Source organism: Burkholderia sp. BCC0044 (assembly GCF_902832955.1).
Lineage (GTDB): Bacteria > Pseudomonadota > Gammaproteobacteria > Burkholderiales > Burkholderiaceae > Burkholderia.
In genome coordinates this window covers 116,398-132,215 of record NZ_CADFDO010000010.1, presented here as the reverse complement: position 1 = coordinate 132,215, position 15,818 = coordinate 116,398, and the positions used below count along the sequence as shown (strand labels likewise).

10 protein-coding genes are annotated in these 15,818 nt (G+C 68.0%); 7 read left to right on the top strand and 3 right to left on the bottom strand.

Annotated elements, in window-relative coordinates:
* Nucleotides 1–6: 6 nt before the first annotated feature.
* Nucleotides 7–1,587: an amino acid permease gene (locus HWX14_RS35565; protein WP_175886708.1), complete on the bottom strand. Its 1,581-nt coding sequence runs from the start codon at nucleotides 1,585–1,587 to the stop codon at nucleotides 7–9.
* Between the two features lie 635 nt (nucleotides 1,588–2,222).
* Here HWX14_RS35565 and HWX14_RS35560 point away from each other — a divergent pair.
* Nucleotides 2,223–3,734 carry an aldehyde dehydrogenase family protein gene (locus HWX14_RS35560; RefSeq protein WP_175886707.1) on the top strand — a complete coding sequence of 504 codons (1,512 nt, stop codon included), beginning with the start codon at nucleotides 2,223–2,225 and terminating at the stop codon, nucleotides 3,732–3,734.
* A 127-nt stretch (nucleotides 3,735–3,861) separates the two neighbouring features.
* Here the strand turns inward: HWX14_RS35560 and HWX14_RS35555 are convergent, their stop codons facing one another.
* Complete coding sequence (locus HWX14_RS35555; RefSeq protein ID WP_175886706.1) at nucleotides 3,862–6,324, bottom strand: DUF3772 domain-containing protein; 2,463 nt, start codon at nucleotides 6,322–6,324, stop codon at nucleotides 3,862–3,864.
* Nucleotides 6,325–6,768: 444 nt separating this feature from the next.
* Here HWX14_RS35555 and HWX14_RS35550 point away from each other — a divergent pair, with 444 nt between their 5' ends.
* The 4 genes from HWX14_RS35550 to HWX14_RS35535 all read left to right on the top strand — a co-directional run bounded on the left by HWX14_RS35550 (nucleotide 6,769) and on the right by HWX14_RS35535 (nucleotide 12,272).
* Nucleotides 6,769–8,187 carry an MFS transporter gene (locus HWX14_RS35550; RefSeq protein WP_175886705.1) on the top strand — a complete coding sequence of 473 codons (1,419 nt, stop codon included), beginning with the start codon at nucleotides 6,769–6,771 and terminating at the stop codon, nucleotides 8,185–8,187.
* Nucleotides 8,188–8,572: 385 nt separating this feature from the next.
* Entirely contained in the window at nucleotides 8,573–9,880 is a 1,308-nt protein-coding gene (locus HWX14_RS35545) for a hypothetical protein (protein ID WP_175886704.1), read from the top strand.
* 216 nt (nucleotides 9,881–10,096) lie between these two features.
* The gene (locus tag HWX14_RS35540; protein WP_175886703.1) at nucleotides 10,097–11,209 is read left to right on the top strand and encodes a porin; all 1,113 of its coding nucleotides are present in this window, start codon (nucleotides 10,097–10,099) and stop codon (nucleotides 11,207–11,209) included.
* A 10-nt stretch (nucleotides 11,210–11,219) separates the two neighbouring features.
* Entirely contained in the window at nucleotides 11,220–12,272 is a 1,053-nt protein-coding gene (locus tag HWX14_RS35535; RefSeq protein ID WP_175886702.1) for a nucleoside hydrolase, read from the top strand.
* A gap of 30 nt (nucleotides 12,273–12,302) precedes the next feature.
* Here the strand turns inward: HWX14_RS35535 and HWX14_RS35530 are convergent, their stop codons facing one another.
* Nucleotides 12,303–13,211 carry a LysR family transcriptional regulator gene (locus tag HWX14_RS35530; RefSeq protein WP_175886701.1) on the bottom strand — a complete coding sequence of 303 codons (909 nt, stop codon included), beginning with the start codon at nucleotides 13,209–13,211 and terminating at the stop codon, nucleotides 12,303–12,305.
* Nucleotides 13,212–13,305: 94 nt separating this feature from the next.
* Here HWX14_RS35530 and HWX14_RS35525 point away from each other — a divergent pair, with 94 nt between their 5' ends.
* Nucleotides 13,306–14,655, top strand: coding sequence for an NCS2 family permease (locus tag HWX14_RS35525; RefSeq protein WP_175886700.1), 1,350 nt, complete (start codon nucleotides 13,306–13,308; stop codon nucleotides 14,653–14,655).
* Nucleotides 14,656–14,701: 46 nt separating this feature from the next.
* Nucleotides 14,702–15,802, top strand: coding sequence for an adenosine deaminase (gene add, locus HWX14_RS35520; RefSeq protein ID WP_175886699.1), 1,101 nt, complete (start codon nucleotides 14,702–14,704; stop codon nucleotides 15,800–15,802).
* Nucleotides 15,803–15,818: the final 16 nt, after the last annotated feature.

Sequence of the window (15,818 nt, the reverse complement as noted above, 5' to 3'; positions counted from 1 at the left end):
CGGGCGTCAGGCGCCCGGCGTCGGGTTGACCGGACGGGCGACATAGGCCGGATAGCCGGCATCGGCCTTTTCGGTCGCTTCAAGCGTCGCGTTGCGTTCGATCCACGGCGCGATGTCCATGTCCTCGTAGCGCACCAGCCGGCATTTGCGCACCAGCGCGTAGCCAAGCCAGATCGCGACGAAGAACGGCAGGCCGATGTAGGTCGCGGCGACGCCGGCCCAGTCGATCTTGTCGGCGAGGAACGCCTGATAGTCCTGGCCGAGCGCGACGACCGCGCACAGCGCGAACGCGAACAGCGGGCCGAACGGGAACCACTTCGACCGGTACGGCAACTGGTCGAGCCGGTAGCCCTGCTTCAGGAAACCCTTGCGAAAGCGGTAGTGGCTGACCGCGATGCCGAGCCATGTGATGAAGCCGGCCATGCCCGACGTGTTCAGCAGCCACAGGTAGACCGTCTTGTCGCCGTACAGCGACGTGAGGAAGCACAGCGCGCCGACGGCGGTGGTCGCATACAGCGCGTTGCGCGGCACGCCGCCGGGCGACAGTTTCGCGAACAGCTTCGGCGCGCGGCCTTCGACCGCGAGGTTGTAGAGCATCCGCGTCGACGCGTACATGCCCGAGTTGCCGGCCGACAGCACGGCCGTCAGGATCACGGCATTCATCACGCCGGCGGCAAAGGCCAGGCCCGCGTGCCGGAACACGAGCGTGAACGGGCTCACGCCGATATCGGTCACGTCGCTCTTCAGCAGGCTCGGATCGGTGTACGGAACCAGCATGCCGATCACGAAGATCGCGAACACGTAGAACAGCAGGATGCGCCAGAAGATCTGGCTCACCGCGCGCGGAATCGTCGTGCGCGGGTTTTCCGATTCGCCGGCCGCGACGCCGATCATCTCGGTGCCCTGGAACGAGAAGCCCGCGATCATCGCGACGCCGAGCATCGTTGCCCAGCCGCCGACGAACGGCGCGTCGCCGATCGTGAAGTTGCCCCAGCCGGCGCTGGGGCCGCCCTGCATGATCCCGAAGATCATCAGCAGGCCGACGCCGACGAACGCGAGCACCGTCAGCACCTTGATCAGCGCGAACCAGTATTCGGCCTCGCCGAAGCCGCGCACCGACAGCGCGTTGAGCGCGAAGATCAGCGTGAGGAACAGCGCGCTCCACCAGACGCCCGGCACGTGCGGGAACCAGTAGTGCATCACGAGCTGCGCGGCGACCAGCTCCACCGCCAGCGTCACGGCCCAGCTATACCAGTAGTTCCAGCCGAGCGCGAAGCCGAAGCCTTCGTCCACGAACTTCGCGCCGTAGGTCGCGAACGAGCCGGACACCGGCATGAACGCGGCCATTTCGCCGAGGCTCGTCATCAGGAAGTAGACCATCAGGCCGATCAGCATGTACGCGAGCATCGCGCCGCCCGGCCCCGCCTGCGAGATCGATGCGCCGGACGCGACGAACAGGCCCGTGCCGATCGAGCCGCCGATCGCGATCATCCGCAGATGGCGGGCCTGCAGCGCGCGGTGAAGGGACGGCTTCGCGGGCGGCGAGCCGGACGGGCGGGGCGAATCGGGGCGGGCATCTGAATGCATGGCGGGCGCTGGGCGCTGTCTCCGGGATTGTTTTTCGGTGACGAAGCGCGACGCATTGCCGGCCGCGGGCCGGGCAGCGGTGATGCGGTGCGAAACAGGCCCGCTGAGCCGGGCCGTGGTGCGTGTCGCGTTCGTCGGTCGTCCGGCGGCCATCGCGACGGCCGGCGGCGCGCCGGGTGTGTGGCACCTCGACGTCGCACCGATTGTGTGGGGTCCGGTGCACGGGCGGCAAACGATATTTCCGCACAGGGTGATGCGGGATCGTCATCAACTTGTGTCGTATCGGGACGTGTCCTGGCGCCCCGCGGCAGGCTTTGGGAACGTCCCGAATCAGTACGAAAGCGCGGCGGCCCGGTGGCCCGAGTTGTTGCACTTTGGGAATGAAGTCGTGAGTTAATATCAATAGCGGCCCGACTTGTGGCCATCGACAATGTGCTTCATGGATCGTGCCTCGCGAGGCGAGGGCGCGCCGTCCGGCCGGGGTTTCCGGCGGCGGCGCAGCGCGATGCGCCGAATGGCGCACCGGGCCCGCCGCGTGGCGCATCCGCTTGCACGAGGCGCTCGAACGCGCTCCAATCGAATCACGCGGGCGGCGCTGCCGCCGCACCGATCAATCTGTCCCTGAAGAGGAAGTGATGCAATTCAACGACATTCTTGCCGCGCTCGACATCGATCTCGCCCAGTGGAAAGGCAATGCGCTGACCGCGCGTTCGCCGCTCGACGGCGCGACGCTCGCGACGCTGGCCGTCGACACGCCCGCCGACGCCGAGCGCAAGATCGACGCCGCGCACGACGCGTTCCTCAAGTGGCGCACGGTGCCGGCGCCGGTGCGCGGCGAGCTCGTGCGCGTGTTCGGCAACGTGCTGCGCGAGCACAAGGCCGAGCTCGGCCGCCTCGTCACGCTCGAAGCCGGCAAGATCACGTCCGAAGGGCTCGGCGAAGTGCAGGAAATGATCGACATCTGCGATTTCGCGGTCGGTCTGTCGCGCCAGCTTTACGGCCTGACGATCGCATCCGAGCGCCCGGGCCACCGGATGATGGAAACGTGGCACCCGATCGGCGTGTGCGGCGTGATTTCGGCGTTCAACTTCCCGGTCGCGGTGTGGGCGTGGAATGCGGCGCTCGCGTTCGTGTGCGGCGATTCGGTCGTGTGGAAGCCGTCCGAGAAGACGCCGCTCACCGCGATCGCGTGCCACGTGCTGCTCCAGAAGGCGCTCCGTGAGTTCGACAAGACGCATCCGGGCGTCGCGCCCGCGGAGTTGAGCCAGCTGGTGCTCGGCATGCGCGATGTCGGCGAGGTGCTGACGGCGTCGAAGAAGGTGCCGGTCGTCAGCGCGACGGGCAGCGTGCGGATGGGCCAGGAAGTCGCGAAGGTGCTGAGCCAGCGTCTGGCACGCGGCATCCTCGAACTCGGCGGCAACAACGGGATGATCGTCGCGCCGAGCGCGGATCTCGATCTCGTCGTGCGCGCGGTCACGTTCGCGGCGGTCGGCACGGCCGGCCAGCGTTGCACGACGCTGCGCCGCCTGATCGTGCATCGCAGCCTCGTCGAGCAACTGCTGCCGCGCATCGAGAAGGCCTATGCGTCGGTGAAGGTCGGTAACCCGCTCGAGGACGGTACGCTGGTTGGCCCGCTGGTCGATCGTGCGTCGTTCGACGCGATGCAGAAGGCGCTGGCCGATGCACGCGAGCAGGGCGGCGAAGTGAAGGGCGGCGAGCGCATCGACATCGGTCACGCGGATGCGTACTACGTGCGTCCGGCCATCGTGCGGATGCCGAAGCAATCGGCGGTGGTCGAGCGCGAGACGTTCGCGCCGATCCTGTACGTGATGGTCTACGACAACTTCGAAGACGCGATCGACGTGCACAACGCGGTGCCGCAAGGGCTGTCGTCGGCGATCTTCACGAACGACATGCGCGAGGCCGAGCAGTTCATGTCGGCGGCCGGCAGCGACTGCGGGATCGTCAACGTGAACATCGGCACGAGCGGCGCGGAAATCGGCGGCGCGTTCGGCGGCGAGAAGGAAACGGGCGGCGGGCGTGAATCGGGTTCGGACGCGTGGAAGGCGTATATGCGCCGTGCGACGAATACGATCAACTACAGCCGGCAGTTGCCGTTGGCGCAGGGGGTGAAGTTCGACGTGTAAGGGCGGGCGCCCGGCCAGGGCGCTTCGACGGTCGAATGACAAGGGCCGGTTGCCGCTGAAGCGGTAACCGGCCCTTGTCGTTTACTGCGAGGCGCGCGATCGCGAGCGTACCCGCTCGATGGCTCGCCTACGATTCGTGCGGCGTAGGACCATCGTTCGCCGGCATGTTCTGCACGACCAGCATCTGCGGGCTCGACAGCGTGATCCCCGCCGCGCGCAACTGCTTGAGGATCTCGAACAGCAGATCGCTCTTCGTCGAACTCGCGATCCGCGGGCTCGACACGTAGCCGGTCACGCTCAGCGTGATCCCGTCCGGCGCGAGCTGGCTGAACGTCACCGACGGCGCCGGTTTGTCGAGAATCGCCTGGTGTTCGCGATACGCATCGAGCAGCAGGTCGCGCACCTGCTCGGGATCGGTGTTCAGCGGGAACGTCAGCACCAGCGTCGCGACGCCCTGCGTGCTGTTGCCCATCGTCACGTTGCGCACGTTCTGCGAGATCAGTTGCGAATTCGGCACGATCACGGTCGAGCGATCGCTCAGCTGGATCTCGGTCGCGCGCACGTTGATGCGGCGGATGTCGCCTTCGACGCCCGCGATGCTGACCATGTCGCCCACCTTCACCGGGCGCTCGGTCAGCAGGATCAGCCCCGACACGAAGTTCTTCACGATTTCCTGCAGGCCGAAGCCGATACCGACCGACAACGCGCTGACGATCCACGCGAGGTTGTTCCACCGGACGCCGAGCAGCCCGAGCGTCATCAGCACGAGCAGCACGTAGCCGACGTTGGTGAACAGCGTGATCAGCGACACGCGCATGCCCGTGTCCATGCCGAGCGCGGGCATGAACTCGGCGTCGAGCCAGCGGCGCAGCGAGCGCAGCAGGTAGAAGCCGATCGCGAAGCCGATCACGGCGTTGAAGATCCGGTCGGGCATGATGTTCAGGCTCTGCAGCCGCTGGCTGCCGATCATCGCGACCGCGCTGTCGAGCAGGTCGCCCGGCGTCGTGCCGAAGCCGCCCGTCAGCAGCGCGATCGCCGCGATCAGCATCAGCAGGCTCGTGCCGAAGCCGGACAGGACCGTGCGCGCCTGGTCGAGGTGGCGATCTTCGAGCGCGAACAGGTGCTTGATCTGCTGGCCCGTCGACAGGCTCGACGAGAACAGGCTTTCGCTCGCGTCGCGCGTCAGCTGGATCAGGATGTAGGTCGCGCACAGCACGATCTCGAACCACACGAGCTCGTACGTGATGAAGCGCGCGACCGTGATGTAGCCGACCAGGAGTGCGATCAACGACGCGACGATCGCGAGCGTGACGCCGGCGTGGATCAGCCCGGCGAGCGTCGAGCGCTGCTCGGGCGCCTCGCCTGCCGCCGCGAGGGCGCTGCGCGCGCGGTTCGCGCGCAGCAGCGATGCGCCGACTGTCAGCGCGACGACGAGCGATACGATGCCGCGCCCGAACAGCGTGACCGACAGGCTGGTGTCGACGATCCGGTTGATCGATTCGAGCGTGCCCGACACCAGCAGCAGCCCGGCCAGGATGGCGGGGAACGGCTTCATCGCGAGCGCGACGGGATCGGCGAGCGCGGGCAGGCGCCACGACGGATGCTTCGTGCAGAGCAGCGCGCGGCCGAGCCCCGCGATCAACGCGCAGGTTGCCGCGAGCTTCGCGAACTGGTCCCACAGATCGGTCAGCGACGGCGTGAGCTCGTAGTGGCGCGCGACGGCGAGGTAGAGGATCTGGATCGCGATGGCCGTCGCCAGGAAGGTCGACAGCGCGGTCGTCAGCGCCAGCGCGCTGCGGCGCAAGCGGGTGGGCGGCAGGCGGTTCAGCGCGATCCACGCGAGCCCGCGCTCGATGGCTCGGCGGCCGCCGAGCCATGCGGCGAACGCGGCGAGCAGCAGCAGCGCGGTGATCGCCCGTTGCCCGGGCACCCACGACGAATGCAGCATGTCGAACAGCTCGCCGTTGAAATCGTCGAGCCGCTGGCGGTCGTCCGGCGACAGGTGGAACAGCGGCAGCCAGAACTGCGCGCTGAAGATGCTGCCCGAACGGAACGCGAGCTGGTTCTTCAGCAGGCTGCGGTGCAGCTTCGCGAACTGCTCGGTCAGGTTCGCGAGGCTCGCCTTCTGGTCGGCGGCCTGCTTGAGCGCGGCGTCGATCTGCGTCTTGCGTGCGTCCAGCCCGGCCCGCTGCTTCGCGACGGCGGGCGTTTCCGGCGCGGCGCCCTCGGCCGGCGGCGGCCCGAGCACGTCGAGTTGCGCCTGAACCTGCGCGCGTTGCGGCGTGAGATCGCTCTGCAGTTTCGCGACATCGGTGCTCAGTTCCTGCGCCGAATCGTCGAGCGCGTCCAGCTCCTTGCTGTTGGACGTGGTCGAGGTCTGCTGCTTGATGCGGTCCAGCTCGGCCTGCATCTGCTTGAGCTGCGCGACGGCGTCGGGCAGCGAGATGGCCGGCGCGGTCGCGCCGACGCCGCTCGCGACGGGCGCGGAAGCGGCCGCCGGAAACGCCGACGCGGTCGCGATCGCCGCGAACTGCAGCAGCGCGATCAGCGCGATCCGGCGGGCATACGTGGATAGTCGTTGTATGGACATGGAATGCTTACGATTTGCCGACAATGCCGGTCGCCGAAAGGCAGCCGGAAGCCGGTAGTTGGCCCGCTAGCATGTTACCGGGGCGCGGAACGCGTGGTTGTCCCGATTGCGCGCCCTCGTTCGCGGCGATTCGGGCGGCGCGCGCCTGCGCGAAACAGTGCGGCACGCCTGTTCTTGCCGGTCTGCGCGGGCCCGAGCGGGGCCAGCGGCCCGGGAACGCCGCGCCGACGCGCTTCCCGTATTCGACATACGGTTACGCAATTTACACAATGTCCGGCGGAAAACGGGGCGTCGGACGGCGTCGGCGCCCGGCGCGGCCGTCCCGCCGGCTTGCGCATGCGCCGAACGGGCGTGCCGGTACAATGCAGCGATTCGCCCGGCGGCGGTTCGACGAGCCGCCGGAGAACGACGCACAACACGACACGATCAGGAGACGCGCCCAAGATGGCCTCAACGGACAGCCTTTCCCAGGCACCTGCCCAATCCCCTTCCATCGACCCCGGCTCCATCTCGGCCCGCCTCGACCGCCTGCCGCCGACGCGCAGCGTCTGGAAGCTCGTCGTGCTGCTGAGCCTCGGCTTCTTCTTCGAGCTCTACGACCTGCTCTATAGCGGCTACATCGCGCCGGGCCTCGTGAAAAGCGGCATCCTGTCCGCGACGACACATGGCCTGTTCGGCACGACGGGCGTCGCGAGCTTCATCGCCGCGCTGTTCTCCGGCCTCTTCATCGGCACGATCGCGTGCGGCTTCCTCGCCGACCGCTTCGGCCGCCGCGCGATCTTCACGTGGTCGCTGCTGTGGTACACGGCCGCGAACGTCGTGATGGCGTTCCAGGACACCGCGGCCGGGCTGAACTTCTGGCGCTTCGTCGTCGGTCTGGGCCTCGGCGTCGAGATGGTGACGATCGGCACGTACATCTCCGAACTCGTGCCGAAGCAGATCCGCGGCCGCGCGTTCGCGTGCGAGCAGGCGGTGGGGTTCGTCGCGGTGCCGGTGGTCGCGTTCCTCGCCTACCTGCTCGTGCCGCACGCGCCGTTCGGCCTCGACGGCTGGCGCTGGGTCGTGCTGATCGGCGCGCATGGCGCGCTGTTCGTGTGGTGGATTCGCCGCGAGTTGCCGGAAAGCCCGCGCTGGCTTGCGCAGCAGGGCCGGGTCGACGAAGCCGACCGCATCATGCGCGCGCTCGAGGCGAAGGTCGAAGCCGAATACGGACGGCCGCTGCCGCCGCCCGCGCCGGCCGAACCCGTGCCGCCGCGCGGCAGCTTCCGCGACATGTGGGTGCCGCCGTATCGCAGCCGCACGATCATGATGACGATCTTCAACGTGTTCCAGACGGTCGGCTTCTACGGCTTCGCGAACTGGGTGCCGACGCTGCTGATCAAGCAGGGCATCACGATCACGTCCAGCCTGATGTATTCGAGCGTGATCGCGCTCGCCGCGCCGATCGGCCCGCTGATCGGCCTCGTGATCGCCGACCGCTTCGAGCGCAAGTCGGTGATCGTCGCGATGGCGGCGGCGATCGTCGTGTGCGGGCTGCTGTTCAGCCAGACGACGGTGGGCGCGTTCCTGATCGTGCTCGGCATCGGCCTCACGCTCGCGAGCAACATCATGTCGTACAGCTTCCACGCGTACCAGGCCGAGCTGTTCCCGACGTCGATTCGCGCACGGGCCGTCGGCTTCGTCTATTCGTGGAGCCGCTTCTCGGCGATCTTCTCGTCGTTCGTGATCGCGGCCGTGCTGCGCGGCTTCGGCACGTTCGGCGTGTTCGCGTTCATCGCGGGCGCGATGGTGGTCGTGATGGCCGCGATCGGGGGGATGGGGCCGCGCACGAAGGGTATCGCGCTCGAAACCATCTCGAAGTAGCCGGCAGGGGCGCACGCGTGTCGCGCGATTCGTGCGGCATGCGTGCGATGCGGTTGCGTTCCGGTGTGCGGCATCGTCCCAATGATTTGGGCTGCGAATCAACCGGGAAGCGCGATCGAAATGAATGAAGCGACCCAGGCTTCGGACGCCTGCCGAAAACATTCAACCCGCGAGCGTGCCATGCCACGAAAACGCCAGCGGAAACGAGTTGAAACAAAGCGTGACGAAGCGCAATACCACGTAAAAGCGCGCTTCCGGCCGCTGCCGATTCGCGCATCGACGAGTAGAATGAAGGGCCTGACGACTCATTAGCCGCCATCGGAGCGCCCGCGTTGCAACAGCGAACGGCTCCACCGCGAAGAGGCGTCGGCGCCGGGCGCACGCGATGCGCCGGACGTGTCGATGGCTTGCGCGGAAGATGCGCCGTTCGCACCAGCAGCATGCGGCGGCCGGATCGCCCGATGGCTTCGAACGTATGACTCTTGCCCACCTGGCGCGGCGTTTTGCGAAGCCGCGTTGCCTGAACCGTGCAGTCGCCGCCTGCGTGTGGCTCGCTGCCGCGATGTCGATTTCCGTTCTCGCCGAGCAGCCCGCCTTTGCCGCGTCCGACGCTGCGCCGTCTGCTGCGTCAGCCTCGTCCGATGCATCGCCTGCTTCAGCGGCCTCTCGCACGCCGCCGGCTTCGTCTGCGCATGCGGTGCCGGGCGCATCGGCCGCAGCGCCGACCTCCGCCGCGTCACACGTGAATCACACGGAACCCGCGAGCGCGGCATCGGGCGCATCGGCCGCTTCCGCGGCATCCGCAGCATCGGCGGCCGCGCCTGCATCGGCCGCATCCGGCACGCCCGCGAGCGAGGCCGAGCCGCCTCCGCCCACGCCGCCGCGCCGGCATCCGCCGCTATCGGCCGAGGAAGCGCAAAACGCGACGGCGCGCGCGCTCGACATGCGCAAGCGCTTCACGCAGGAAGTCACGCGGCGCCTGAACGTGCCGGCGAGCGAGCAGCGCGCGTACGGCGACCGCCTTCAGAAAGCGCTCGCCGATGCGGATCTCGGCGATCTCGCCGGCGAATACGTCGCGCTGGTCGACCGCGCGCCGAACGTGCAGGCGCTGTTCATCTACTTCCGCGCGACGCCGGCCAATGCGTGGCTGATGATCGGCGCGTCGCCGGTCGGCACCGGGCTGCCGGGCCAGTACGACCATTTCCTGACGCCGCTCGGCGTGTTCCATCACTCGCCCGACACGATGGATTTCCGCGCGGAAGGCACGACGAACGAGAACGGCATTCGCGGCTACGGCCGCCGCGACATGCGCATCTACGATTTCGGCTGGGTGGATGGCGAGCGCGGCTGGGGCAAGGGCGGCGTGTCGCCGATGCGCTTCCAGATGCATGCGACCGATCCCGACCGGCTCGAAGCGCTGCTCGGCATCCGGCACTCGAAGGGCTGCGTGCGGATTCCCGCGTCGCTGAACACGTTCCTCGACCAGCACGGCCTGCTCGACGACGACTACCAGGCCCGCGTGGAAGCCGGCAAGTCGCTGTGGGTGCTGCGTCGCGATCGCGACGTCACGCCGATCGCCGGCCGCTACCTGGTCGTGATCGACAGCGCCCGCAAGAGCCGCCCGGCCTGGTCGCCGATGCCGGGGCGCGGTGCGTGGTCGAAGCTGCCGAAGGGCGGCGACACCGCGGACTGAGCGCCGTTCGCCGCGCGCGGCGTGCGGCGTGCGGCGTGCGGCGTGCGGCGTGCGGCGTGCGGCGTGCGGCGTGCGGCGTGCGGATAAATGAGAATAAATCCGTTTTATTGCGATATAAGGAAAGCAAACTTTTATTATCCGATCCGGGTTCGTATAGTCGAGTCCAGTTTCGCGGAACCCTGCCGCGCCTGGACCACCACCGACCACACGACTCGCATGAAAACTCTCTACAAGCTCGCCCCGCTCGCGATGCTCGGCGCCTTCGCGACCCATGCCGGTGCGCAAAGCAGCATCACGCTGTACGGTCTCATCTCGGCCGGTGTCGGGTTTGCGACGAACCAGGGCGGCAAGAACGCATGGCAGGCGCTGTCCGGCACCAACCAGAACCCGCGCTGGGGGCTGAAGGGCAAGGAGGATCTCGGGCAGGGGCTGTCCGCGGTCTTCCAGCTCGAGAACGGCTTCAACGTGATGACGGGCACGGCCGCGCAGAACGGCCGCGAGTTCGGGCGCATGGCGTACGTCGGCCTGGCCGACCGCACCTACGGCGCGCTGACGTTCGGCCGCCAGTACGACGCGATCCACGACTACATCGGGCCGGTGATCATCGCGAGCAACGGCGTGAACATCGGCGACAACGACAACGGCTACAACGACATTCGCGTGCAGAACTCGGTGAAGTACGTGAGCCCCGTCTACTACGGGCTGAAGTTCACCGCGCTGTACGGCTTCAGCAATGCGACCGGTTTCGCGAACAACAGCGCGTACAGCTTCGGGCTCGGCTATGAGCGCGGCCCGCTGCGCTGGAGCGTGGTCTATGCGCAGTACAACCATCCGTATAGCGCGACGAACCAGGACGGCGCGATCGCGAACGACTATGCGTCGCCGCTGCTGATCTTCAGCAAGAGCGCGATGTCTCCTGCGGCGTACGCGAGCCGGCAGCGGATCGCGGGCACCGGCGGCTTCTACACGATCGGCCGCGCGCAGTTCGCGGCGATGTTCACCGACGTGCGCTACGATTACCTCGACAATTCGCACCTGCATCTGCAGAACCTGGGCGTGAACGTCGTCTACACGATGACGCCGCAGCTCTTTCTCGGCGCCGCGTATGCGTTCACGAACGGCAAGTACGACGTGATCGACAAGCGTCCGAAATGGCACCAGGTGAACCTGCAGGCCGATTACTTCCTGTCCAAACGCACCGACGTCGCGCTGACGGTGATCGCGCAGCAGGCGGCCGGCGATGCCGATCATGCGCAGATCTTCGCGTATGCGCGCTCGACCGGCACGCGCCAGATGATGGCGACGCTCGGCGTCCGGCACGTGTTCTGAGCGCCCGACCATGACCCATCCGATCGCCTCCCGCCGTACCTTCCTGAAACTGTCCGCCGCGCTGGCCGGCACCGCGCTGCTGCCCGAAACCGGCGCATTCGCGGCCGGCGGCGACGCCGCGCGCCGCACCGTGATCATCGATACCGACCCGGGGCAGGACGACGCCATCGCGATCCTGTTCGCGCTCGGCGCGCAGGACCGGCTCGACGTGCGCGCGCTGACGGCCGTGGCCGGCAACGTGCCGCTCGAGCTGACCGAGCGCAATGCGCGCATCATCCGCGACTGGGCCGGCCGCACGAACGCGCTGCCGGTGTATGCGGGCTGCCCGCGCCCGCTCGTGCGCGAGCTCGTGACGGCCGCGAACGTGCACGGCAAGACGGGGCTCGAAGGCGTCGAACTGCATGAGCCGCGCGCACCGCTCGCCGCCGGTCACGCGGTGTCGTACCTCGTCGATACGCTGAGCCGCGCGGCGCCGAACAGCGTGACGCTGTGCGCGCTGGGGCCCCTGACGAACCTCGCCACCGCGCTGGTCGAGGCGCCGCAGATTCGCGGCGCGCTGCGCGAGATCGTGCTGATGGGCGGCGCGTTCTTCGAGCGCGGCAACATCACGCCGGCCGCCGAGTTCAACATCTACGTCGATCCGCACGCGGCCGACGTGGTGTTCGGCAGCGGCGTGCCGATCGTCGTGCTGCCGCGCGACGTCGCGGTGAAGGCGCCGATCACGCCGGCGCGCGTCGCGCCGTTCCGTGCGCTCGGCAACCGCTGCGGCGCGATCGTCGCGGACATCATGGCGGCCGAGCTCGCGTACAACAAGAAGCGGCGCGGTGTTGAAGACGCGCCGATGTACGACCCGACGGCCGTCGGCTATCTCGTCGACCCGACGCTGTTCGGCGGCCGCAAGGTGAACGTGGTGGTCGAGACGACCGGGCAGTGGACGCTCGGCGAGACGATCGTCGACTGGAACGGGCGCAGCGGCCGTGCCGCGAATGCGACGTGGATCAACGAGGTCGATGCGGATCGCTTCTACGCGACGCTCGTCGAGCGCATCGCGAAGCTGCCCTGAACGTCGCGATGCACTGCGCGGCGAACCGGCTCAGATGTGCTTCTCGATCCATTGCCGGCAGGTGCGCACGTGCGGGCCGCGATCGTCGGCGGCGAGCGAGATCAGCGAGATCGCGCGCGTGACGCGCGGTTTGTCGACGCGCAGCGCGACGAGTTCGGGATCGTGCAGATGCATCGTGTAGAGGCTCGGCAGCACGGCGGTCGCGAGGCCGTTGCGCGCGAGCGCGTAGAGCGGCTCGGTGTATTCCATCCGGTACGTGACGTTCAGGCGCAGCTTCTCGGCGCCGCCGGTGCGATGCAGCGATTCGCTGACGCTGCCGCGCACGAACACCGCGAGTTCGCGATCGACGAGCTTCGCCCACGTGACGCTTTTCGCGCGGGCGAGCGGATCGTCGTGCCGCACGACGATCACGATCTCGTCCTCGAACAGCTGCCGGTAGCGCAGCGTGCCGTCGTCGCCGTCGGGTTCGCGTACGCCGATGCCGAGATCCGCGACGCCGTCGCGCACCGCTTCGACGAGCGCGCTGTTCGGCAAATCGGTGAGCGTGAAGCGCAGCGTCGGGTGCGTGCCGCGCAGTGCATTGAGCGCGGGCAGCAGGCGGCCCGCGACCGACGGGATGAACGCGATGCGCACGGTCTGGATGCGTTCGCCGATGAGTCGTGTCATGTCGTCGAAGGTGCCGCGCGCCTGGTTGAGCAGGCGTTCGGCGAGCGGCAGCACGGCTTCGCCCGCGGTGGTCAGCGTGAGCCGGTGCGCGCTGCGTGCGAACAGGCGGCCGCCGAGCAGGAACTCGATCTGGCGGATCGACGCGGTGAGCGCGGGCTGCGTCAGCGACAGCGCCTGCGCGGCCTGCGTGAAGCTGCGCGCATGCGCAAGGACGACGAAGTGCTGCACCTGTCGCAGCGTGAGCGCGGGGAGCAGCGACGAGCGGTCGGACATCGGGCAATGACGGTCGGGATGCGGTACGCGGCAGTATAAGACCGCGCTGCGCGAACCGACACAGGACAATATTCGGAATCACGGGAGAACCACCATGTCAGCGACTGACACGATGCCGGCGCGTACGCCGGCCAACTGGCTCGAACGACGCTTCGCGCTCGCCGCGCGCGGCACGAGCGTGCGCACCGAGACGATCGCGGGCGTCACGTCGTTCCTCGCGGCCGCATACCTGCTCGTCGTGATCCCGTCGCTGCTCGCGACGGGCGGCATGGACCGCGGCGCGGCGACGACCGCGACGATCGTCGTGTTCGTGCTGTTCACCACGCTGATGGGGCTTTACGCGAACCTGCCGTTCCTCGTCGGCCCCGGTATCGGTGGCTCGGTGATCATCGGCGTGACGCTCGCGACGACCGAGCACGTCGGCTGGCAGACGGGCCTCGGCATCGCGTGCGTGTCGGGCGTGCTGTTCTTCCTGCTGACGATACTCGGCGCGCGCGGCGTCGTGGTGCGGCTGATTCCGGTGCAGATCAAGCTCGGGCTCGGCGCATCGATCGGGCTGTTCGTCACGATGCTCGGGCTGCGCAATGCGGGGATGGTCGTCGCGAACGCGAAGACCAACGCGTTCGCGCTCGGCGACTTCTCGCGGCCGGGCGCGTTGGTCGCGCTGATCGGCCTCGCGGTCGCGATCGTGCTGCAGGCGCGCAAGGTGCCCGGCGCGATCATGATCGCGATCCTCGTCGCGGCCGCGGCCGGCGTGCCGCTCGGCGTCACGCACCTGCCCGCGTCGTTCATGTCGTTGCCGCACAGCATCGCGCCGATCGCGTTCAAGCTCGATATCGGCAGCGCGTTGAGCCTGGCTGCCGCACCGTACCTGTTCGCGTTCTTCGCGGCGGAATTCTTCTCGACGCTCGGCACCGCGCTCGCGGTCGGCGCGAAGGCGAACCTGCTCGACGAGCACGGCAACCTGCCGAACATCAACCGGCCATTCCTCGTCGATTCGCTCGCCGCGACGCTCGGCCCCGTGTTCGGCATTCCCGCGCTGACCGCGCTGATCGAATCGGCGGCGGGCGTCGAGGCCGGCGGCCGCAGCGGGCTGTCGTCGCTGGCCGCGGCCGTGCTGTTCGCCGCGATGCTGCTGTTCGTGCCGGTCGCGCTCGCGATCCCGAAGGAGGCCACGGCGCCGGCGCTGATCCTGATCGGACTGTCGATGTTCGCGACGATCCGTCATACGCATTTCGACGACTTCACCGATGCGTTGCCCGTGATGTCGATGGTGCTGCTCACGCTGATGTCGAACAGCTTCGGCACCGGCATCGCGGGCGGGCTGCTGTGCTACGTGCTCGTCAAGCTGCTGGCCGGCCGCTGGCGCGACGTGTCGTGGGGGCTCGTCGTGCTCGCGCTGCCGCTCGGCTATTACTTCTGGACCGTCGTGAAGCCGCACTGAGAGACGGCTTTCGCGACGCATCGGCATCACCGTAAAAGAGACTGAAATGAACGGAACACCAGGCAACGTCCCGGCCGCGCGCACGGGCATCGAGATCACGCCCGCCCATCGGGCCTTCTTCCATGCGCTGCCGAAGCTCGAGCTGCATTGCCACCTGCTCGGCGCGGTGCGGCACGACACGTTCGTCGCGCTGGCCGAACGCAGCGGCGCGCCGATCGAGCGCGCGGAGATCGACGCGTTCTATGCGCGCGGCGAAAAGCCGGTCGGCGTGCTGCACGTGCTGCGCGCGCTCGACAAATACCTGCTGACGCAACCCGACGACCTGCGGCGTATTACCTACGAGTACTTGGAAGACGCGGCCGCGCACAACGTGCGACATGCGGAATTCTTCTGGAATCCGACCGGAACGGTGCGTGTGTCGGGCATTCCATATGCGGATGCGCAGGCCGCGATCGTGACCGGGATTCGCGACGCCGCACGCGATTTCGGCATCGGCGCGCGCCTGATTCCGAGCATCGACCGAGAACAGGACCCCGACGAAGCGGTCGCGATCGTCGAGTGGATGACGGCCAATCGCGCGGACGAAGTCGCGGGGCTCGGCATCGACTATCGCGAGAACGACCGGCCGCCCGAACTGTTCTGGAAGGCATACCGCAACGCGCGCGCGGCCGGCTTTCGCACGACCGCGCATGCGGGCGAGTTCGGGATGCCGTGGCGCAACGTCGAGACGGCCGTCGATCTGCTGCAGGTCGATCGTATCGATCACGGCTATACGATCGTCGACAACCCCGAGCTGTGCGCGCGCTACGCGGAGCGCGGCATCGTGTTTACCGTCGTGCCGACGAATTCGTATTACCTGCGCACGCTGCCGCCGGAGCAATGGGCCGAGCTGCATCCGATGCGCAAGATGCCGGGGCTCGGGTTGAAGATCCATCCGAACACCGACGATCCGACGCTGCATAAGGTGAACCCTTCGGAAGCGTGGGAGTTGATGTTCAGCCATTTCGGCTTCACGGTCGCTGACCTGAAGCAGTTCATGCTGAACGGAATCGACGGTGCGTGGGTCGATGACGCGACGAAGGCGGCGTGGCGTGCGGCGTGGGCGCCTGAATACGACGCGCTGGCTGCGACGCTCGCGGCGGGCTGAGCGCGTTTCCTGACCA